Consider the following 19,122-nt stretch of genomic DNA (forward strand, 5'->3'; position numbering starts at 1 on the left):
GTGGACCACCGGGACGACACCACCCTGCGCGTACTGAGCACCAGCGACCTCGCCGGCATCGACATCGGCCTCTCCGACGTCCTCGACACCGTCGAGCAGGCCTACCGCACCCTCGCCGCCGGCCGCTCCGACAACCCGCGCAAACTCACCGTCAAACCCGCCGACGGCCACTCCGTCTCCTACGCCATGCTCGGCCGCGACGGCGTGCGCGAGGTCGTGGCGGTCAAGACCTCGTACAAGCACGGCCTGCACGAGAGCCGCGACCGGCAGCACTACTACACGACGCTCACCCTCTACGACGACGTCACCGGCCTGCCGGTGGCGATGATGGACTGCGGCCGGATCGGCTCGCTGCGCACCCCGGCCGTCTCCGCCCTGCTGGCCCGCGAGTGCGCCTCCCCCGACGCCCGCACCGCGCTGGTCATCGGCACCGGCACCCAGGGGCGCCTCGCCCTGCCCTTCCTGCTCACCGCCCTGCCGAAGCTGGAGCGCCTGCTCCTCGCCGGCACCCACCCGGACGGCATCGCCGCCGTCCGCGCCCGGCTCACCCGGTACTTCCCGGGCCGGGAACCGGAGTTGGTCACCGACCTGCGCCGGGCCGCGGGCGAGGCCGACCTGATCGTGGCCACCGCCGGCGGTCACACCGCCGCGGCCGTCGAGGCCGACTGGCTCAGGCCCGGCGCGCTCGGCATCCTGGTCGGCCACGGACTGGCCCCCTCCACCCTCCACCGGGCCGACCGGGTGATCGCCACCAGCGAGGCCCAGATGCGGGTCACCGGCACCGACCTGGCGGACGCCGACGGCGCGCTGCCCGCCGTCGACGCCGAACTGCCGGCCGTCCTCTCCGGAGCCGCCCCCGGCCGGACCGCGCCCGGGCAGCGGATCTTCGCCTACAACAGCGGACTGGTCGTCACCGACATCGCCCTCGGCCACCGCTTCGCCCAGCTCGCCGCCGCACAGGGCCTCGGCACCGAGGTCGCCCTGTGGCGCTGACCCTCCCGCCCCACCCCGACCCGCTCGCCGGCCGCATCCACCGCGACGGCCTGCTGCACGACCTCTCGTACGCCTTCGGCGGACCGTTCCACTACCTGCTGCCCGAGCGCTTCGACGCCAACCTCGCCGCCTTCCGCGCCGCCCTCGCCGAGGCCGGGGTGGAGGGGCGGGTGTACTACGCGAAGAAGGCCAACAAGGCCGCCGTGTTCGCCGAGCGCTGCGCCGGCACCGGCGCGGGGGTGGACGTGGCCAGCCACGGCGAACTGCGCGAAGCCCTCGGCCACGGCGTCCGCGGCGAGGACCTCGTGGTCACCGGGCCGGCCAAGGCCGACCGGCTGCTGCGCACGGCCGCCCTGCAGGGCTCGCTGATCGCCGTCGACTCGCCCGACGAACTGGAGCGCGTCCTGGAGCTCGACGCGCCCCGGCCGGTCCGCGTCCTGCTGCGCCGCCACCCGCCGGCCCAGCCCCGCAGCCGCTTCGGCCTGGACGGCGAACAGCTGGACGCGGCCCTGCTGCGCTGCGCGGCGGCCGGGGACCGGCTCAGGATGGAGGGCTTCAGCTTCCACCTCTCCGGGTACGAGGTGCGGCCGCGTGCCGACCTCGCGGGCGAGCTGGTCGACCTCTGCCGCCGGGCCCGCGCCCTCGGTCTGCGGGCCGACCGGATCAGCATCGGCGGCGGCTTCGCCGTGGACTACACCGCCGCCGGGCACTGGGCCGCCTTCCTCGCCGAACAGGGCCCCGGCCACTACCACGCCGACAGGTCCTTCACGCCCGGTGACTTCTACCCGTACCACTCCCCCGTCGCCGGCGCCGACGCGCTGCGCGCCGTCCTCGCCGCCCGCCCGGGCGGGGCCGGCGCCACCCTGGCCGAGCGGCTGCGCGAGGCCGGGGTGGCGCTCCTGCTGGAGCCCGGCCGCGCCCTGCTGGACCGGGCCGGCTCCTCGGTGTTCCGCGTCCAGGGCGTCAAGGACCGTGCCGGGTACGGCATCGTCACCGTGGACGGCACCAGCCTGAGCCTGTCCGAGCAGTGGTTCAACAGCGAGTACCTGCCCGACCCGGCGCTGCTGCCGGCCGAACCGGCCGACGGCGAAAGCCCGGCCGGACCGACCGGGCCGCCCACCGCCGACGACGGGCCCTACCGGGCCTGCGTCGGCGGCGCCAGCTGCCTGGACTCCGATCTGCTCAGCTGGCGCAAGATCGCCTTCCCCCGCCGGCCCCGGATCGGCGACCTGCTCGTCTACCCCAACACCGCCGGCTACCAGATGGACTCCAACGAGTCCCCGTTCCACGACCTGCCGCTCCCGCCCAAGGTCGTCCTGCACGGCCGGGGCGGCCGGCTGCGCTGGCGGCTCGACCAGCGCCCGGCCGTCTGACCCGGCCGACCCGCCCCCACCGCTCTGCCCCGAGGAGCCCCTGCCATGACCGACGCCCTCCACCGACCCCCGGTGGTCAGCCGGATCTCCGACCTCATCGGATACACCCCGCTGTTCGAGCTGGCCCGCGCCGACCACGGCGCCCGGCTGCTGCTCAAGCTGGAGATGTACAACCCCACCGGCAGCGCGAAGATCCGGATGGCCCGTCAGATGATCCTCGACGCCGAGGAGCGCGGCGACCTGCGCCCCGGCGGCCACGTCGTCGAGTCCACCTCCGGCAACACCGGCCTGGGCCTCGCGGTCGTCGCCGCCGAACGCGGCTACCGCTTCACCGCCGTCGTCGACAACCACGCCGCCGTCGACAAGCTCCGCGGCATGCGGGCCATGGGCACCGAGCTGGTCTACGTCGCCGAGGACGGCGGCGAGGAGCTCAACACCGCCGCCCGCGAGGAGTTCGCCGAGGAGCTCGCCCGGGGGAAGGACAACACCTTCTTCACCGAGCAGCACAACAACCCCGGCAACGCGGTCGGCTACTACGCCGTGGGCCGCGAGATCGCCCAGGCCCTCGACAACCGGGTGGACGTCCTGATCGGCGCCGTCGGCACCGGCGGCGGGCTCTGCGGCACCGCCCGGGAGCTGAAGAAGGCCGTCCCCGGCCTCACCGTCATCGGCGTCGAGCCCAAGGGCTCCATCGCCTTCGGGCCGCCCGCCCACGACTACTACCAGTCCGGCACCGGCACCCCCGAGGGCGCCACCATCGGCCTGCTGGTCGACTTCGACCTCATCGACGAAGGGGTGAAGGTCGGCGACGTCGAGGCCTTCGCCACCGCCCGCGTCGTCGCCCGCCGCACCGGGCTGCTGATCGGCGGCTCCGCCGGCGGCGTCGTCCACGAGGCCCTGACCCGGCTGCCCGCCCTCCCGCCGGACGCCGTTATGGTCGCATTCGTCAACGACGGCGGCGAGAAGTACCTGGACACCGTCTTCGACGACGACTGGATGAACGCCCGCAAACTCGTCGACCACGCCGTCGAGGCCGAGATCGACGAGGTCCTGACCAAGCTCCGCAGGCCCTGACAGCAGGAACACGTGACCACCACCATGCAGCAGTTGACCACGCTGGTCCGCGACGGCCGGGCGCTCGCCGCGCTCGCCGTCCCGCTCGCGCTGACCCAGCTCGCCCAGGTCGCCCTCACCACCACCGACACCATCATGATGGGCGTGCTGGGCACCGAGGCGCTCGCGGCCGGCGGCCTCGCCCTGGTCATCTTCAACCAGCTCCGCACCATGGGGGTCGGTCTGGTCACCTCCGTCGGCAACCAGGTCGCGGCGGCCGCCGCCCGGGCCGAACGGTCCACCGGGAATCCCGACGCCGAGGCCGGTGCCGACACCGCGACCACTGCCGAGGCCGGTACCGAGGCCGGTACCGAGGCCGCGACCACTGCCGAGGCCGGTACCGAGGCCGCGACCACTGCCGAGGCCGGTACCGAGGCCGCGACCGCTGCCGGGCCGGGCGACGAGGTCCGCGGCCTGGTCCGCGCGGCGATGGCCGTCGCCACCCTCGCCGGCGTCGCCGGAGCCGCCCTGATGGTCCTGATCGGCCAGGCCGCCACCCTCCTCGGCCAGGACGCCACCGTCGCCGACCGCGCCCAGGGCATGCTCCTCGCGCTCGCCCCCGGGCTGCTCCCCTGCCTCTGGTTCCAGGCGATCCGCCAGTTCACCGTCGGCATGCGCCGCCCGCAGGCCCTGCTGCGGATCACCGTCGTCTCGGTCGCCGTCAACGCGGCGCTCAACTGGGCGTTCATCCACGGCACCTGGGGCATGCCGACACTCGGCCTCACCGGCATCGGCGTCGCCACCAGCTGTGTCCACCTGCTCTCCTTCCTCGCCCTGTACGGGTCCGCCCGCCGCGACCCGCAGCTCGCCCCGCTGCTCGGCCTGGACTTCTGGCGGGCCGACGCGGCGACCGTGCGACGGCTGCTGGGCCTCGGCACGCCGATCGCCGCGACCTACGGCTCCGAGGCCGGCTTCTTCTCCGTCACCGCGCTGCTGGCCGGCAGCTTCGGCGCGGCCGCGCTCGCCGCGCACACCGCCGTCAACCAGCTGATCTACATCGTCTTCCAGGTCGCCGTCGGCCTCTCGCACGCCGCGTCCATCAACGTCAGCCGGGAACTCGCGCTCGGCGCGTACGCCGCCGCGCGCCGCATCCGCAACACCGCGCTCGCCTGCGGCGCGGTGGTGATGGCGGTGGTCGGCACGGTCTACCTGACCCTGCCGGACCTCGTGCTGCGGCCCTACTTCGACCCCGGCTCGGCGGCCGACCGGCAGGGCCTGGAGATCGCCACCGGACTGCTCGCCGTCGTCGCCGTGCTGCAGTTCTTCGACTGCGCCCAGAACATCGGCGTCGGGCTGCTGCGCGGCCTCGACGACACCGGGAGCGGCTTCCGCATCACCCTCGTCGGCTACTGGCTCGTCGGTCTGCCCGCCGCCTGGCTCCTCGCCTACCCGCTCGGCGGCGACACCCTCGGCCTCTGGTTCGGCCTCCTCATCGGCCTCGCCACCACCGCGGTCCTGCTGCTCCGCCGCTACGGCCGGGCCCTCACCGCCCGGGCGGGCGCGGCCCCGGCCGTCGCCACCCCGGCGGTGTGACCACTCGCCGGCCCCGTCCGCCGGCCGTCAGGCGGGGTCGGCGAGGTGGGTGCTCAGCCAGCCGAGGGAGGGCGGGAGCAGCCGGATCCAGGTGGTGAAGTTGTGGCCGCCGGAGTCGACGGTGGCCTGGGTGACGGTCATCGGGGCATGCGCGGCGGCGGCGAAGGCCCGGGAGTCGGCGTAGGTCCGGCCGTCCTCCTTGCTGTCGGCGAGCAGCACCGCCAGCGCGGGGGCGGGCAGGTGGGCGAGCCGCCAGTCGAGGTCGGCCTGGTCGCGGCGCTGCTGACTGCCGCCGAAGAGATCACCCGTGGTGATGTCCTCCGCCGCCTTGAGGTAGCCGGACAGCGAGACCGCGGCGGAGAAGACCTGCGGATGCTCCATGCCGAGCTTGACCGCGCAGTAGCCGCCGGTGGAGTCGCCCATCACCCCTAGGCCGCCCGGCCCGGGCAGCACCCGGTACGAGGCCCTGAGGTCCTGCGGCACGTCGGCGGTGAAGTACGTCTGCGCCTGCGGGCCGTTCGGGATGTCCTCGCACTCGCTGTCCCGGGGCATCGACGGGGAGGGCCGCATCAGCACCAGGACGGTGGGCCGCATCGTCCCGTTCCTGAGCAGTTTCAGCTCGGTGGCCGGGTACCTCAGCTTGGTGACCAGGTTCTCGGCCTCTCCGGGGAACCCCGTCATGACGATCACGGCAGGAAATCTCCGGTCCTGGAAGGACGGCTGGAAGTACTGCGGCGGCAGGTAGACGTAGCCGTCGGTGGACAGGCCGGTGGCCGGGCCGGGGATGTGCACCCGGTCGAGCCGGCCGGCCCGGGCCGGGTCGGAGCCGAATCCCCCGGCGCCGGTGACCTCGGCCGTGCCGAGCACCTGCACACCGGGCGCCGGCGCCCCCGCGCCCGGTGTCCTCGTACCCGGTTCCCTCATGCCCGGCGTCACCGGGCCGCCCTGGATCACGCCCTGGCCCCGGTTGTGGCCCAGCAGGTCCGACCAGCTGCTGTAGAACACGAAATAGTCGTTGCCCACCAGACCGAGCGTGCAGAGCAGCACGGTCTGGGTCAGCGCGATGGTGCCGAGCCGCAGGAACATCGCCGGCCAGCTGCGGACCGCCAGCTTCGGCCAGACCCACAGCGTGCCGAGCACCGTCAGCACCGCGAACAGCACCATCAGTGCCAACAGCCTGTGACCGGTGAGTCCCATGTCCCGGCTCGCCACCAATCGCGCTCCGTCTCCCCTACCACTGTGGCCCCCACCCGGCGGTCGGCGCACCCGTCGGGCAGCGGGGCACGGCCGGCGGGTGCGCCGGTGGGGCGCGGCTGGGAGCGGCGGTGGCGGGCGGCGGTGGCGGGCGGCGCGGCGCGGTCGGGCGGCCGACGGCCCGGTGGACAGTAAGGGCATGCAGACGCCGCCGACACCCCCCACACCGCCGGAGCCGGAGCCCGCGTGGACACGCCCGGAGACACCGGAGCAGCGGGCCGACCGCAACCTCGTCGAGCTCCTGCAGGAGCTGCGGGTGGTCCAGACCGGTGTGCAGATCCTGTTCGCGTTCCTGCTCGGCATGGCCTTCACCGAGCGCTTCGGCACGCTGGACAACACCCAGCAGACCCTCTACGTCGCCACGTTCCTGCTCACCGTGGTGTCCGCCGCCGTGCTGTCCACGCCCGTCGCCCTGCACCGGGCGCTGTTCCACCGCGGCGCCAAACGCCGCATCGTCGAGCTGTCCGCCCGGTTCACCGAGATCGGGCTGGCCTTCCTCGCCCTGGCACTCAACGCGGCCGTGCTGCTGCTGATGGACGTCGTGCTCAACCGCACCGCGGCCGCCGTGATCGCCGGCGCGACCACCGTGCTGTTCGCCGTCCTGTGGTTCGCCCTCCCCTGGGGGCTGCGCCGGCGATCGTCCTGAGCTGCCCGGCCCCGAGGTGCCCGGCCCGCCGGGAGGTCGCGGGCCGGGCACCGGGCGCGCACCGAGCCGTGGGCGGGGGTCAGTCCTCGTCGTCGAAGAACTCGTCGACGACCTCGTCCACCACCTCGTCGACGATCATGCCGCCGACGAAGCCCACCGCGGCACCGGCGACGGCTCCGCCGACCAGGGCGCCCATGCCGGGGCCGCTCCGGTGGTCGCCGTCCTGGTGGTGGGAGCCGTCGTGGTGGGAGCCGTCGTGGGCGGTGTGGTGCTGGAGCGCCTGGCGCATCCACTCGTCGACGGTGGCGGCGAGGTCCTTCCGGGCGGCCGTCTCGTCCAGCACATGACGGTTGATCACATCGCCGCCGTGGCCGAAGCCGCCGGACCGCCGGTCGACCTCCAGGACCACCTCGGTCTGGAACGGCGTGCTGAGGAAGGTGAGTTCGACCTCGCTGCAGGCGTGCGCGTACTGCGGGGCCGCGGCGAACTCGATCTCCTGGTAGAACGGCAGGGTCTGACCGGTGCCGCGGATGTACCCGGACTCCAGGTCGGCCCGCCTGAACCGGAACCCGGCGGCGGTGAACGCGTCCAGCACCTGCTGCTGGAGCGGCAGCGGCTCGATGGTGAGCGCGTCGGCGTCGCTCTTGTCGCGGCCGCCGTCGACGTCGACCTCGGTGAGCACGCCCACCGTCATGCCGTGCAGCGGCTGCCCCGCGATGGCGGTGACGGGGGCCTCGTAGGGCACCGGCAGGGAGAACTCGACCGATCGCCGCTCCTCGGCCCGCAGCGTCAGCGGGCCGGCCACGACCGCGGTCGCGAACGGGGCCGGGGCCGTGCCCTCCTGGTCGTCGTGCTCGACCTCGACCCGCGCCACCAGGTGCAGCGTGATACCGGCGATGTCGGCGTCACGGCCGCCGCCGACCAGCTCGACCCGGCCGAGGACCTGACCGCCGGGGCGGACGGTCGGGGTGGACAGGACCGTGTCGACCCTGGGGCCGCCGACGCCGAGGGCGCCGAGGAGCCGTTTGAACACCATCGGGTGCTCTCCTTCGTGTTCGGTTCTTGGCGGGACACCGCAGGACGGAACGGACCGGAACGAGCGGGTACGGACCGGAATTCGGCGCCCATCGAAGTGTAAAGGGCCGGCAAACCCGCCGTGGCGCGGAGTCACCTGCCGAAGCGTCAGCACCCCCGCCGCGCGCCCACCGCGATCCGGACAGCGCGGCCTACACGTCGGTCTCGAAGTCCGGGCTGGTGTAGCGCGGGCGGAAGCCCGACACCGCCTCGCCGCCGCCGTCCCCGGCTCCGGCCCGGGCGACGAGGAAGGGCACCAGGCCGCGCTCGGTGAGCGCGGCCCGCCAGGCGCTCCTGGCCTCCTCCAGGCCGCCGTCCACCACACCGGCACCGCCGGGGCTCTCGGCCGGGCGCGGCCGGGCGGCCGCCCTCAGCAGCCCCAGCCCACCGGCCAGCGCACTGGCCGGCGCGACGGCGGCGGCGATCCACCCGGCGCCGCTCAGCGCCTCGCCGAGCACCTCCAGGGAGTCCGTGAGCCGGAGCCCGTAGCCGAGGAGGAGGAAGACGGCGGCGGCGCTGCCCGCGACGATCGGCACGATGAGCGCCAGCACCCCGAGCCAGCCGGACAGCCGCTCGCGCCCCGGGGCGTCCACGGGCAGGCGGGCCAGCGCGTCGGCGTCCGCCCGCAGGGCCGCGTACCGCTCGTACTCCGGGGACGCCGCCGCGAGGACGTACTCGGCGTGTTCACGCGCCTGCCGCCGCAGCCGCTCGGCGCCGTGCGCGCCGTCGCCGGACTGCTGGAGGGCGGCGCGGACCTGCGGGAGTTCCAGCGCCCGGCTCAGGGCGGTCTCGAAGTCGGCCCGGTCCTGCTGCGGCAGTCGAAGCGGCCTGTCCATGGTGTCTTCCCCGTTCGCTGTTCACCGGCCGGCCACGGTTCCCCCCGGCCCGCCTCCGCGCGGCGGGCGGCCCCCCACCGCCCTCCCCGGCCGCCCGCGCCCACGCCGGACCGCGGCCGGCGGCCCCGCCGACCCTTAGTTCTACAGCACTGTAGAGCATCGCGGCGTCCGCCAGCAGCACACGGCACCCAGGGGCTTGGCAAGGCGTCAGGCCGGCGGCCACCGGGGCCGGCGGTGAAGTCGGACCGGCCGGCTATCCGGCGCGCTCCCCCGGCGGCCACTCCGCCACCGCCCGCCGCACCAGGCGCTCCCGGCGGTGCCGCGCGAACGGGTAGGCGGCCAGGCTCCCGGCCGCGAAGAACAGCAGGAGGACGGCGCCGGCGGGGCGGGTGGCGGCGAACAGCGCCGCGAGCACCCCGAAGAGGGCGGCGAGGAGCAGCAGCAGCGACGGCTCGGGGCCGGCGCCGGCCTGGCCGGGGGTGGGCCCGGGCATCCGGCCGGGCGCCGGGCGGACCGGGGCGTGGCCGGGCGGCCAGCCCGGCGGCGTCCACACCGGGGGCGCCCCGGCCCCGTTCGGCCGGGCCGCGGTCACCCGGGTCCACGGCACCGGCGGATCGCCGCCGGGGTCCAGGTCGGGCCGGCGCATCCAGGCGCCGCGGGCACGGGCGCCCGGGTCGGGGTCGGCGACGGCCAGCAGCTCGGTGTCGGGTCCGGCGCGCCGGACCTCCGCTATCCGGTAGCCGTACAGCCAGCAGACCCAGCGGGCCTCGTCGTCGGCGGCGCGGAACAGGTGCGGGCGCACCGCCACGGCGGCGCGGCCGTCGAGCTGCTCGGCGAGTTCGGTCAGGTCCACGGCACACGCCTTCCGGACAAGCTCCTCGGCCACCGCGGTCGCGCCGGGCCACGCCGACGCCACTTCCCCCGGGCGGCGAAGTGCACAAGCTACCCACGGCGACCGGGTGTTAACAACTCGTCAAGATCACGGTCCGCCCGGCGGGCCGGCGCCGCGGTTCGCCACCGAGGACGGCCGGGCGAGTGCGCCGCGACCCCTGGGAGCAATCCTGAACATGTCATACCCTGTTGCGATCATCTGCCCAGTCCAACCCTGCACCAAGCACCGAGGAGAGACGCATGGGACAGTCCCGCACATTACGGTGGAAGTCCACCCTCGCCGCCCTGGCCGCCGTCTGGATGACCGCCCTGGCGGGCCCGGCGCCGTCCGCCGCGGCGGCGGACGAGCCGACCGCCCCGGCCGCCGCACCCGTGGTGAACCCGCTGTCCCCGACCGCCGGCCAGTTCCAGCTGACGGACACCAGCTACGCCGCCGCCACCGACAGCCTCCTCAAGAACCACCTCGGGAAGCCCGTCGGCCTGGGCGACGTCATCAGCACGAACTTCACCACCAACTCGGCCGGCCGGACGGACGGTTGGCTGAACCTCCGGCAGATGGGGGCGTGCGCGGGCACCGAGACCGCCGGCCTGCCGCCGGCCGACGTGGCGAAGAAGACCGCCTGGTGCTGGTCGAGCGCGTACGCGGACGACACCACCGAGCACTGGTACCCGCAGGGCCTCAGCACCACCGGCACGGCCGACGGCGGCGACGGGGCCATCCAGGGGCAGAGCGTCGCCGCCGTCAGCTGGCACTACAAGGCGTACGGCGACGAGACCTCCGCCGGCTGCAAGACCGACAACCTGCTGAAGCTCACCTTCATCGACCGCACCACCCGCAAGTACCGCCACGTCCTGCTGGCGGAGCCGACCAGCACCTCGGCCACCGCCTCCGACTTCACCTTCGTCAAGGGCCACGGCGGCGGCATCGCGTGGTACGCCAACTACATCTACGTCACCGACACCGCCCACGGCATCCGCGTCTTCGACATCAACAAGCTGGCCAAGGTGGACACCTACGGGTCCGACGTCTCGACGGTCGGCATCAGCAACGGGAAGTCCAGCGCCTGCGGCTACCCGTACGTCCTGCCGGAGGTCCACCGCTACTTCCAGGCCAAGGCCGCGCCCTCGTGCGCCGCCACCGGGCCGATCGACGCGCAGTCCCTCTGCTTCTCCTGGCTCTCCCTCGACAAGACCGGCGGCGGCTCCACCTTCAAGCTGGTCACCGGCGAGTGGTACGGCCAGGCCTCCGGTGCCCGGGTGGTCCGCTACCAGCTCAACCCGGCCAGTGCGGCGACCGGGCCGGGGCTGCTGAAGACGTCCGGCGGCCGGACGGTCGTCCAGGACGCCTTCACCGCCGACGGCTACCGCGGCCTCCAGGGCGGCATGACCTGGACCGACGACCAGGGCGCGCTCAACTTCGCCTTCTCCAAGGGGTGCGGGACCAAGCCGGCCGTCTTCTCCCACACCTGGACCGGCGACACCCGCCCCGTCACCACCTGTGGCTCGGGCGACGCCCGGACCGGCAACTGGGGCGCCGGTTCGCCCCAGGCCCTGAGCTACTGGCCCGTGCTGGGCACCACCCGGGTCGACGAACTGTGGGGCCTCACCGAAGGCATCTGCCGCCCCAAGGGCCACCCGCACTTCACGGCGGGCGCGGACGACACCGGCGTCTGCACCGACCGGACCGCGACCACCATCACCTCCCTGCGCACGGTGTTCGCCGTCGGATTCACCGACCCCCAGGTGCAGAACCGGCACTGACCGGACCGGCCGCGACCGCCCCAGGCCGCCGTCACCCCACGGCGGGGCCCTCCAGATAGCGGGCGGCGATCAGGTGGGCGAAGCCCATGACGGTCTCCTGCGGGCTGACACCGGTCGCGCCGGGCAGCACGCTCGCGTCACAGAGCCGCAGGTTGGTGAAGCCGTACGGCCGGCCGCCGGCGTCGCACACCCCTCCCGTGGCGGGCGGCCCCATCGGGCAGGACGCCATGGCGTGCACGGAGAGCAGGTCCCAGGTCTCGGGCCGGCTCCGGCGGGCGAAGTCGGCCGCCGGCCCGGCGCCGGTGAGGGTGACGGGCGCGGGTGGCAGGAGCTCGACCGCGCCGGCCGCCAGCAGGAGTTCGGCCGTCCGGCGGAACGCGAACCGCAGCAGACCGACGTCCTCGTCGGCCAGCCGGTGGCGCAGGACGGCGCCGAGGCCGGGGACGGCGGTCAGCCGGGCCGCGGCCCGCACGCGCACCTGGGTGGTGTAGACCGCGACCCGGTCGAGCTGGGCCAGCATCCGGTCCACGGTTCCCGTCGGGTGGGCGGCCAGCGCCGCCGCGAGCGAGCCCGGGGTGAGGTTCCCGGGCATCACCAGGACTCCCCGGTCGGCGAACTCCTGCAGCTGCGCGGTGAAGATGGTGCCCTCGACGGCCAGGACCGGCTCGCGGAACCGGGCCACCGTCCGGAGGTTGACGTGGAAGGCGATGCTCCGGCCCGGGCCCCGGCCACCGATACCGCTGCGGCGCAGCAGCAGCGCGCTGCCGACCGGGCCGGCGGCCAGGAACACCGTCCGGGGGAGGAAGCGCAGGCGCCGGCCGTCCCGCACGGCGTGCACGGCGGTCACCCGGGCGCCGTCGTGTTCGAGCCGGACGACCCTGGTGTCCGGCTGGACGACCGCCGCGAGCCGTTCCGCGGCGGGGAGGTAGCTGACCAGCATGCTCTGTTTGGCTCCGGTGGGACAGCCGGTGACACACCGGTTGGCGTGCGCGCAGCCGCGCACCACCCGGCGGGCCGGGGCCCAGTGCCAGCCGAGCCGGTCGGCGGCCCGGGCCAGCAGCAGCGAGTCACGGTTGCCCGCGCCGGGCGGCTGGTCGGTCACGCCCAGGCGCCGTTCCATGTCGGCGAGTTGGGGCGCGAGGTGGTGCGCCCGGTAGCCGTCGACCCCGGCCGCCGCCCAGCGGTCGAGCAGGCGGTCGGGGGGCCGCCAGAAGAGCCCCCCGTTGACCACGGTGGTGCCGCCGACGCAACGGCCCTCCCCGAACGGGATGGTGGGCCTGCCGTGGATGAGCACGAGTCCGCCCTGGCGGTAGAGCAGGCGCAGGTTCTCCGCCGGGGACGCCCGCGCGATCCGCTCCGGTGCGACGCGCGGGCCCTCCTCCAGCACCAGGACCTCCCGGCCGGCCCCGGCCAGCTCCAGCGCGGCGGCGCTGCCTCCGGCGCCCGAGCCGATCACCAGCGCGTCGCAGTGGGTGGCGGGCACGGCGGCCGTCATCGGGGGCCTCCGGCCGGGCCCGCCGCACCGGTGGAGGCCGTACCGGCGGTCGGCGACCCGGCGGCGCCCGGTCCGACCGGGCCGCCGACCAGGCCGCCGTCAAGAGCGCCGTCCAGGGCTCCGTGCAGGGCCAGCACGCTGCTCACCCTGAGCAGTTCGGCGCAGCCCGGCACCGCGGCGAGCCGGTCGGCGGCGCGCCGCAGCCGGGCCCGGTCCCGGCTGCGGCCCGGGATCGCCGGCAGGGCGGCGAGGGCGACGGCCGCCGGGAACACCCGCAGCAGGGCGGCGAACACCGTCCGGTACGGCCCGGGGAGCGCGGCCAGCGTCGCGGCGGTGTGCCTCACCGCCGCGGCCTGCCGGGACGGTTCGGCCAGGACGGCGTAGCGGGCCGCCCAGATCGGCGGGAGGCCGCCGCCCCGCACCCGCCGCTCCCAGCGGCGGTCACCGTCCGCGGAAGGCCGCGGTGGGCGACGAACCACCGGACGGTTCACCGGGCGACCCATCAGACGGCTCACGAGACCCGTCACGAAGCCGGCCCCGAAGGCGGCCGCGAAGGCGGTCATCAGCCGCCTCACCAGGCCGTTCACGAGGCGACCTTCTCCCGGACCAGGCCGGCCAGCAGCCGGGGCATCCCCTTCGCCAGGACGGCGTCCAGCCCGTCGAGGAAGCGGTCGATCTCGGCGTCCCCGGCGATCAGCGGGGGCGCGGCGATCAGCGGCAGGTCCCGGCTGGAGCCGTAGTAGGTGAGCACGCCGTGGTCGCGGTAGAGCGCGGCGACCACGGCGGCGGTCGCCAGCTTGGCCTGGGCCTGCGGATCGCGGGCGAACGCGGACGGCAGCAGCCGCAGCAGGTGGTCGAGGGAGCTCGGGCCGGGCCGCAGCACCACACCGTGCAGGGCGCCGCTCCCCCGGACCTCGGCGACGGCCCGGGGGTGTGCGCGGGCGAGGGCGGTGAGGCCCCCGCGCAGCCGCTCGCCGATGCGGCGGGCCCGGCCCGGGTAGTCGTCCTCGACGGCGATCGCCACGGCCTCCAGCGCGGTCGCGGTCTCCTCCCCGAAGCCGTAGTAGGTGGTGCTGTGCAGGGTGGCGTCGGGCAGTGCGTCGTAGGCCCGGCGGAACACCGGTTCCCGGGCCACATAGCCGGAGATGGAGGCCTTGCCGCCGCCGAAGGACTTGGAGGTGGTCACCACGTCGGGGACGAGGCCGCGGTGGCGCATGAAGTGGAACAGCGAGCCGGTCCGGCCCCAGGCGGTGTAGACCTCGTCGAAGATCAGGACGATGTCGTGCTCGGTGCAGAGCCGCCGCGCCTCGCGCAGGAACTCCTCGGAGCACTCGCGCAGGCTGGAGGCGCTGAACGGCTCCAGGACGAGCGCGTAGACGTCGCTCGTCCCCTCGGGGGTGGTGTGCCGCTCCAGGGCCAGCCGCAACGAGGCCAGGTCGTCGTAGGCGAAGCGGTCCGTGCCGGGGATCCGGGGGAAGGCGAAGTGCACCTCGGGCGAGGCGGTCAGGCTGCCGGCCCCGAGCAGTTTGCCGTGGAAGGCGATGTCGCTGTGCAGAACGGTGCCGCGGTGCCCCCGGTGGTACTTGTACGCCATCTTGAGGGCGCCCTCGACGGCCTCCGCGCCCGAGTTCGGGAAGTAGCTGATGTCCAGGTCCCCGGGCAGCAGTTGGGCCAGGTTGTGGCCGAGCGCGGCCACATAGGGCGAGAGGTAGTTCTTGTGCACCTCCATGCGCCGCCGTTCCTGGAAGCGGCGGCGGGCGGCCAGGATCCTGGGGTGGTTGTGGCCGTGGTTCAGCACGCCGATGCCGCCGGTGAAGTCCAGGACGCGCCGGCCGTCGCTCAGGGTGATCCAGCAGCCCGAGGCGCTGTCCACGGTGTCGCGGCCGAAGCCGAACGCCCCGAGCAGCGTCACCTGCCCGCGGCTGACATGGCGCCGGTAGAGCTCGTGCACCCGCGTGATGGGCATCCGCTCGCACTCCTCGGCACTGATCAGTGCGCTCATTCGGTTCCCTCCTGCGGTACGGGTCGCGGGCCCGCGGTGCCCGTGAGATCGGTCAACTGCGCTTCGGTGGCTGGGTGGTGGGTGGCGGGCCGGGCGGTGCGGATCCGGTCGGCGATCAGCCGGCCGGCGTGCCGGCCCTGCCGCACCGCGTAGTTGGTGCCCCGGTCCTGCGGGAAGACCTGGGCCATGCCGGCCAGGTAGAGCCCGGGCAGCTCGGTCTCCATCGCGGGGACGCGCTCGGAGTAGTGCGGGGTGATGACCGGCTGGGCGTGATCGGCGCGCCAGACGTGGTGGCGCCGTACCCACCCCTCGTGGAAGTCCGGGAACATCCGGGTCAGATGCGGCAGGCTGGCGCGGAACACGGCCTCGTCGTCCATCCGGTACAGCTCCGCGCCGGTCGGCAGGTAGGCGGAGAGGTAGACCAGGTGGCGCCCGGCGTAGGCGTCGGAGGCCTCCAGGTTGGTGTGCTCGATGACGCCGACGTAGGGGAACGAGGGGTCGGTGACATTGAGCCAGTAAGTGTCCGACAGCGCCCGGTCGTTCTCCAGCACCAGACAGAGATTGGCCAGGTACGGGATCGCGGACAGCTGCCGGCGGACGGCGGGCACCGAAGGGTGGGCCGCCGCCCGGCCCGGGGTGGCGCCCGGGGCGAGGAGTCCGGCCAGCAGGTCCGGCGCCGTGGTGGCCAGCACCCGCCGGGCGGGCAGGACTTCGCTCTCGGTGCGGACTCCGCGGACGCCGGACTCGTCGGTCAGCACCTCCCGCACCGGTGTGCCGGTGGAGATCCGGACACCGAGGCCGGTGAGGCGCGCGACCCAGGCGTCCAGCAGGGCGGCGCAGCCGCCGCGCAGGTAGTAGAGGACCTCCCGGCCGGAACGCGACCGGCTGCCGCCGCGAAGATGGAGCTTGGTCCACATCCAGGTGGCGCCGACCTCCGGCGCGTACTGGCCGAACTTGCCCTCCAGCAGCGGTTTCCAGACCGTCTCGTAGACGCGCGGACCGCTCAGCGCCAGCAGCCACTCGCGGGCCGTGAGCGCCTCCAGCTCCCGCCAGTGCCGCACCCGCCCGGCCCGTACCGCCGACCAGCCCAGCCGGACCCGGTCGGGCAGCGGCAGCGGGGCGAAGCGCAGCACGTCCCAGGGGCTGGACAGCCGGTACACGGTGTTGGCGTAGTACACCCCGGTCCGGGTCCGGTGCTGCTCCAGCAGTTCGGCGCAGCCGAGTTCGGCACAGAGCCGCCGGATCTCCAGATCGGAGGAGAACCAGTGGTGGTAGAAGCGTTCCAGTCTGGCCCCCTCGACCTCGAACGACCCGGCCAGGCCGCCGACGAAGGGCTCGCTCTCCAGCACCCGGCAGGCCACGCCGGCCAGGGCGAGTTCGTGCGCGGCGGCCAGGCCGGTGAACCCGCCGCCGATCACCAGGACTTCACCGCCGGGCGGGCCGAGGCCGGGCGGGCCGTTCGGGTGAAGCCGGGACGGGGCCGAGCCGCTGTCGGACATCGCCACTCCTCGGGACCTCGGGGGTTCGGCCGGCGCCCGGGACGGTGGTCGCGCACCCGGCGGGTTCGACGGCCCGCGGCGGGGCCGGAGGCGTTCCGAGGCGCCAGCCACCGGTTCGCGCCGTACGCCCGCCAGGGGGCGCCGGCCGCTCGCGTCCGGACGTGCGCCGCGTCGTGGGAGGCGGCGCCTGAGCGAGGGCACCGGAGCCGGTTACGGCGGAGGCACCCCGCCATCCGACCGTAGCGGCGGGTCCGGCCATCGGCACGTCGGACCGACCGCTTCGAACGCCGCGTCACCGTGCGCGACGAGGCGCGCGGCCCCTGTTGCCCCGCCGTCGGACGCCGGACATCATGAGGGCGTGGACCACCCCGGGTGAGCGGGGCCGTACGGCCCCGGAACACCGCCGGGTCACCCCCTCCGGCGGGGGCAGGGCGGCACACCTGTCGAAGCGCCCACCGAAGCGCCCGCCGACGCCAGGAAGGCGGCACCCGATGGACGCCACCCCTCAGCCGCCCCTGCGGTACGCGGTCGGACTCCCCAACCGGCGCGAGTACGCGGATCCCCGGCTGCTGCGCGAACTGGCGGTACTGGCCGAACAGTCCGGCTGGGACGGGTTCTTCCTCTGGGACGGGCAGGTCGCGGAACACCCCGGCGAGCACGTGACCGACGCCTGGACCACCCTGGCCGCGGTCGCCGCCGACACGGCGCGGCTGCGCCTCGGCGTCATGGTCAGCGTGCTCGCCCTGAAGCGCCCGGCCGAGGTCGCGCGCGCGACGGTGGCCCTCGATCTGCTCAGCGGCGGCCGCCTGGTCTTCGGTGCCGGTCTCGGCTCCTCCGCGCGGGAGTTCGAGGCACTGGGCGAGGACCCGGATCCGCGGGTGCGCGCCGACCGGCTCGACGAGGCCCTCCAGGTCCTGGACGGACTGTGGACCGGCCGGCCCTTCACGTTCCAGGGCCGCTGGTTCACCGTCGCGGACCAGGCGTTCCAGCCGGTCAGCCCGCAGCGCCCGCGGATCCCGGTGTGGATCGCCGGGACCTGGCCCGCACGGCGCCCGATGCGCCGGGCCGCTCGCTGGGACGGCGTCTTCCCCACCCGGGCCGGGGTCGGCCACACCGAGATGATGCCTCCGGCGGACCTGGAGGCCGTCGTCGGGTACGTCCGCGCCCACCGGAACGGCGACCGGCCGGACGGCGACCCGACGGACAGCGACCCGACGGACAGCGACCGGACGAACGGCGACCGGCGGCCGTTCGAGGTCGTCATGGAGGGGCAGACCGCCGGGCTGGAGCCGGCGGCCGACGCCGCCGTCGTCGCCCCGTACCGGGCGGCCGGGCTGACCTGGTGGGTGGAGAAGCTCGGCTGGTTCCGCGGCCCGGCCGACCTCGTCCGCGCCCGCGTCCGCTCGGGACCGCCGAGGGCCTGAGGCCTGAGGGCGCCCTGACGACGCACGACCGCCCCGGACCGTCGGCCCGGGGCGGTCGTGGAGCGGGACCGGTCAGCCGCCGATGCCGGTCTCGGTGAAGTTGCCCGCCACGCCCGTCGGACCGATCACCAGGGTGCCCTCGAAGAACGTGGCACCGTTCGGGCCGAAGTCGACATCGGTGAAGTGGATGGCGCTGCCGTTCGGGCCGACGGCGAACGCCCCCTGGGTGAAGTTGGCGTTCGGGACGTGGACGGACTCGGTCGCGGAGGCGACCGTCGCCCCGCCGATGACGAGCGGGAGCGCGAGCGCGGAGACGGCGAGTACGCGGTGAGCAGTACGCATGAGGGAAGCGCCCTTCCAAGGCTGTGGAGTTCGTGGTTCAGCAGGCCACCGCGGCATGGCGGCCCGTCACCATCTACACACGCGCCCACACGGAGCGCTACCGGAGTGTGCCATCCGTGGATCCGCCCGCGGCCGCGCCCGCGCGGCACCCCGCGGATTCCCGTGCGAGCGGCGATATCCAGGCCCCGGACGATGCGGCCGAACCGGTCCGTACGGTCGTGTAATTTTCCACCAACCGCCTCGTCCGGGAATTGTTGCATGCCCGATTCGGGCATGGTCTACTGAATCCAACTGGATATTCCCTCGATGCACTCCAGGCACACTGGAATGGCTTTCGCATGCGGACCGGAAGGCTCTCACCGTGCGTGTTCGCAGACGGAGGAGGCCCCCATCGGATGTCCTCCGAAAACCCGGAAATCATCACCCTGCGTAGCAGTGCACCGGCGCTCCTCACCGGAGGATGGCTACGGTATGTCAACGCGAATTTTTGTGACCGATTCAGCAGGAGCCGAGCGGTCGGTCGTTCTGGAAGGCCGGCCCGACAGCCTGCCCACCGACCCTTCGGACGTCGACCCGGCCACGGGCGGGGCCCAGGTGGTCGTCACCCGCTGCGGGCAGCACCACCATTTCGAGCGCAGCGGCGGAACCGAGTACGTGGACGGTCAGCTGCTGCCGGTGTTCCGCTGGAGCTACAGCACGGCGATCGCCGAGTAGCGCGCACCGCACCACGCCTGAGGCGGGGCGGGCCCTGTCCGCCCCGCCGGAGAACCGAAACCGGATGACCCGACAGCCGGCCGGAAGAGACGGACGACCGGATCCCGGCGGGAGCCGGTGCGGGTCGGCCCGGGCCGCGCCGGCTGTCCGCGCGCCCAACCGCGCGCTCCGG

Annotated in this window: 17 protein-coding genes; 8 read left to right on the forward strand and 9 right to left on the reverse strand. The window is 74.5% G+C overall.

Going from position 1 to position 19,122, the window contains the following annotated elements; translation table 11 throughout:
• The 4 genes from ACIQIB_RS31840 to ACIQIB_RS31855 are packed head-to-tail and all read left to right on the forward strand — an operon-like array spanning nucleotide 1 to nucleotide 5,012.
• Nucleotides 1-993: an ornithine cyclodeaminase family protein gene (locus ACIQIB_RS31840; RefSeq protein WP_363605126.1), complete on the forward strand. Its 993-nt coding sequence runs from the start codon at nucleotides 1-3 to the stop codon at nucleotides 991-993.
• Complete coding sequence (locus ACIQIB_RS31845; protein WP_400650672.1) at nucleotides 984-2,366, forward strand: Y4yA family PLP-dependent enzyme; 1,383 nt, start codon at nucleotides 984-986, stop codon at nucleotides 2,364-2,366. Before ACIQIB_RS31840 ends, ACIQIB_RS31845 begins: the two co-directional genes overlap by 10 nt.
• 45 nt (nucleotides 2,367-2,411) lie before the next feature.
• Nucleotides 2,412-3,440, forward strand: coding sequence for a cysteine synthase family protein (locus tag ACIQIB_RS31850; protein WP_400650674.1), 1,029 nt, complete (start codon nucleotides 2,412-2,414; stop codon nucleotides 3,438-3,440).
• Between the two features lie 24 nt (nucleotides 3,441-3,464).
• On the forward strand, nucleotides 3,465-5,012 hold the full coding sequence (locus ACIQIB_RS31855; protein ID WP_400762248.1) for an MATE family efflux transporter: 1,548 nt from the start codon (nucleotides 3,465-3,467) through the stop codon (nucleotides 5,010-5,012).
• Between the two features lie 27 nt (nucleotides 5,013-5,039).
• On the opposite strand, the gene ACIQIB_RS31860 is transcribed toward ACIQIB_RS31855, so the two are convergent.
• Nucleotides 5,040-6,224 carry an alpha/beta hydrolase gene (locus ACIQIB_RS31860; RefSeq protein WP_400762212.1) on the reverse strand — a complete coding sequence of 395 codons (1,185 nt, stop codon included), beginning with the start codon at nucleotides 6,222-6,224 and terminating at the stop codon, nucleotides 5,040-5,042.
• 181 nt (nucleotides 6,225-6,405) lie between these two features.
• Between ACIQIB_RS31860 and ACIQIB_RS31865 the strand changes: the two genes are divergently transcribed.
• Nucleotides 6,406-6,912 carry a DUF6328 family protein gene (locus ACIQIB_RS31865; RefSeq protein ID WP_363605130.1) on the forward strand — a complete coding sequence of 169 codons (507 nt, stop codon included), beginning with the start codon at nucleotides 6,406-6,408 and terminating at the stop codon, nucleotides 6,910-6,912.
• Nucleotides 6,913-6,991: 79 nt separating this feature from the next.
• Here the strand turns inward: ACIQIB_RS31865 and ACIQIB_RS31870 are convergent, their stop codons facing one another.
• From ACIQIB_RS31870 to ACIQIB_RS31880, 3 genes are all read right to left on the reverse strand, one after another.
• Nucleotides 6,992-7,948, reverse strand: coding sequence for a sporulation protein (locus ACIQIB_RS31870; protein ID WP_400762214.1), 957 nt, complete (start codon nucleotides 7,946-7,948; stop codon nucleotides 6,992-6,994).
• Between the two features lie 190 nt (nucleotides 7,949-8,138).
• Nucleotides 8,139-8,822 carry a hypothetical protein gene (locus ACIQIB_RS31875; RefSeq protein ID WP_363605132.1) on the reverse strand — a complete coding sequence of 228 codons (684 nt, stop codon included), beginning with the start codon at nucleotides 8,820-8,822 and terminating at the stop codon, nucleotides 8,139-8,141.
• Nucleotides 8,823-9,075: 253 nt separating this feature from the next.
• On the reverse strand, nucleotides 9,076-9,675 hold the full coding sequence (locus tag ACIQIB_RS31880; RefSeq protein ID WP_400650684.1) for a hypothetical protein: 600 nt from the start codon (nucleotides 9,673-9,675) through the stop codon (nucleotides 9,076-9,078).
• Nucleotides 9,676-9,953: 278 nt separating this feature from the next.
• On the opposite strand from ACIQIB_RS31880, the gene ACIQIB_RS31885 reads away from it, so the two are divergent.
• Nucleotides 9,954-11,474: a hypothetical protein gene (locus tag ACIQIB_RS31885; RefSeq protein WP_400762216.1), complete on the forward strand. Its 1,521-nt coding sequence runs from the start codon at nucleotides 9,954-9,956 to the stop codon at nucleotides 11,472-11,474.
• Nucleotides 11,475-11,505: 31 nt separating this feature from the next.
• On the opposite strand, the gene ACIQIB_RS31890 is transcribed toward ACIQIB_RS31885, so the two are convergent.
• Genes ACIQIB_RS31890 through ACIQIB_RS31905 form a run of 4 tightly spaced genes read right to left on the reverse strand, consistent with a single transcriptional unit; the run spans nucleotide 11,506 to nucleotide 16,470 of the window.
• Complete coding sequence (locus ACIQIB_RS31890) at nucleotides 11,506-12,969, reverse strand: GMC family oxidoreductase N-terminal domain-containing protein (RefSeq protein ID WP_400762217.1); 1,464 nt, start codon at nucleotides 12,967-12,969, stop codon at nucleotides 11,506-11,508.
• The gene (locus ACIQIB_RS31895) at nucleotides 12,966-13,556 is read right to left on the reverse strand and encodes a hypothetical protein (protein ID WP_400762219.1); all 591 of its coding nucleotides are present in this window, start codon (nucleotides 13,554-13,556) and stop codon (nucleotides 12,966-12,968) included. Before ACIQIB_RS31895 ends, ACIQIB_RS31890 begins: the two co-directional genes overlap by 4 nt.
• Nucleotides 13,553-14,971 carry an aminotransferase class III-fold pyridoxal phosphate-dependent enzyme gene (locus ACIQIB_RS31900; protein WP_363605137.1) on the reverse strand — a complete coding sequence of 473 codons (1,419 nt, stop codon included), beginning with the start codon at nucleotides 14,969-14,971 and terminating at the stop codon, nucleotides 13,553-13,555. The genes ACIQIB_RS31895 and ACIQIB_RS31900 overlap by 4 nt, the downstream gene beginning before the upstream one ends.
• Complete coding sequence (locus ACIQIB_RS31905) at nucleotides 14,968-16,470, reverse strand: NAD(P)/FAD-dependent oxidoreductase (RefSeq protein WP_400762221.1); 1,503 nt, start codon at nucleotides 16,468-16,470, stop codon at nucleotides 14,968-14,970. Before ACIQIB_RS31905 ends, ACIQIB_RS31900 begins: the two co-directional genes overlap by 4 nt.
• 491 nt (nucleotides 16,471-16,961) lie before the next feature.
• On the opposite strand from ACIQIB_RS31905, the gene ACIQIB_RS31910 reads away from it, so the two are divergent.
• Nucleotides 16,962-17,894: an LLM class flavin-dependent oxidoreductase gene (locus ACIQIB_RS31910; protein WP_400762223.1), complete on the forward strand. Its 933-nt coding sequence runs from the start codon at nucleotides 16,962-16,964 to the stop codon at nucleotides 17,892-17,894.
• Between the two features lie 72 nt (nucleotides 17,895-17,966).
• On the opposite strand, the gene ACIQIB_RS31915 is transcribed toward ACIQIB_RS31910, so the two are convergent.
• Nucleotides 17,967-18,236 carry a hypothetical protein gene (locus tag ACIQIB_RS31915; protein WP_363605141.1) on the reverse strand — a complete coding sequence of 90 codons (270 nt, stop codon included), beginning with the start codon at nucleotides 18,234-18,236 and terminating at the stop codon, nucleotides 17,967-17,969.
• 489 nt (nucleotides 18,237-18,725) lie between these two features.
• On the opposite strand from ACIQIB_RS31915, the gene ACIQIB_RS31920 reads away from it, so the two are divergent.
• Nucleotides 18,726-18,950: a DUF5988 family protein gene (locus ACIQIB_RS31920; RefSeq protein WP_363605143.1), complete on the forward strand. Its 225-nt coding sequence runs from the start codon at nucleotides 18,726-18,728 to the stop codon at nucleotides 18,948-18,950.
• Nucleotides 18,951-19,122: the final 172 nt, after the last annotated feature.

It is taken from the genome of Kitasatospora sp. NPDC092286, assembly GCF_044755565.1.
In the GTDB taxonomy this organism is placed as follows: Bacteria; Actinomycetota; Actinomycetes; order Streptomycetales; family Streptomycetaceae; genus Kitasatospora.

Coding starts and splice junctions, on each gene's coding strand:
- ACIQIB_RS31850 (WP_400650674.1), top strand. CDS start 2,412: ATGACCGACGCCCTCCACCGACCCCCGGTGGTCAGCCGGATCTCCGAC.
- ACIQIB_RS31855 (WP_400762248.1), top strand. CDS start 3,465: ATGCAGCAGTTGACCACGCTGGTCCGCGACGGCCGGGCGCTCGCCGCG.
- ACIQIB_RS31865 (WP_363605130.1), top strand. CDS start 6,406: ATGCAGACGCCGCCGACACCCCCCACACCGCCGGAGCCGGAGCCCGCG.
- ACIQIB_RS31870 (WP_400762214.1), bottom strand. CDS start 7,948: ATGGTGTTCAAACGGCTCCTCGGCGCCCTCGGCGTCGGCGGCCCCAGG.
- ACIQIB_RS31875 (WP_363605132.1), bottom strand. CDS start 8,822: ATGGACAGGCCGCTTCGACTGCCGCAGCAGGACCGGGCCGACTTCGAG.
- ACIQIB_RS31885 (WP_400762216.1), top strand. CDS start 9,954: ATGGGACAGTCCCGCACATTACGGTGGAAGTCCACCCTCGCCGCCCTG.
- ACIQIB_RS31890 (WP_400762217.1), bottom strand. CDS start 12,969: ATGACGGCCGCCGTGCCCGCCACCCACTGCGACGCGCTGGTGATCGGC.
- ACIQIB_RS31900 (WP_363605137.1), bottom strand. CDS start 14,971: ATGAGCGCACTGATCAGTGCCGAGGAGTGCGAGCGGATGCCCATCACG.
- ACIQIB_RS31905 (WP_400762221.1), bottom strand. CDS start 16,470: ATGTCCGACAGCGGCTCGGCCCCGTCCCGGCTTCACCCGAACGGCCCG.
- ACIQIB_RS31910 (WP_400762223.1), top strand. CDS start 16,962: ATGGACGCCACCCCTCAGCCGCCCCTGCGGTACGCGGTCGGACTCCCC.
- ACIQIB_RS31915 (WP_363605141.1), bottom strand. CDS start 18,236: ATGCGTACTGCTCACCGCGTACTCGCCGTCTCCGCGCTCGCGCTCCCG.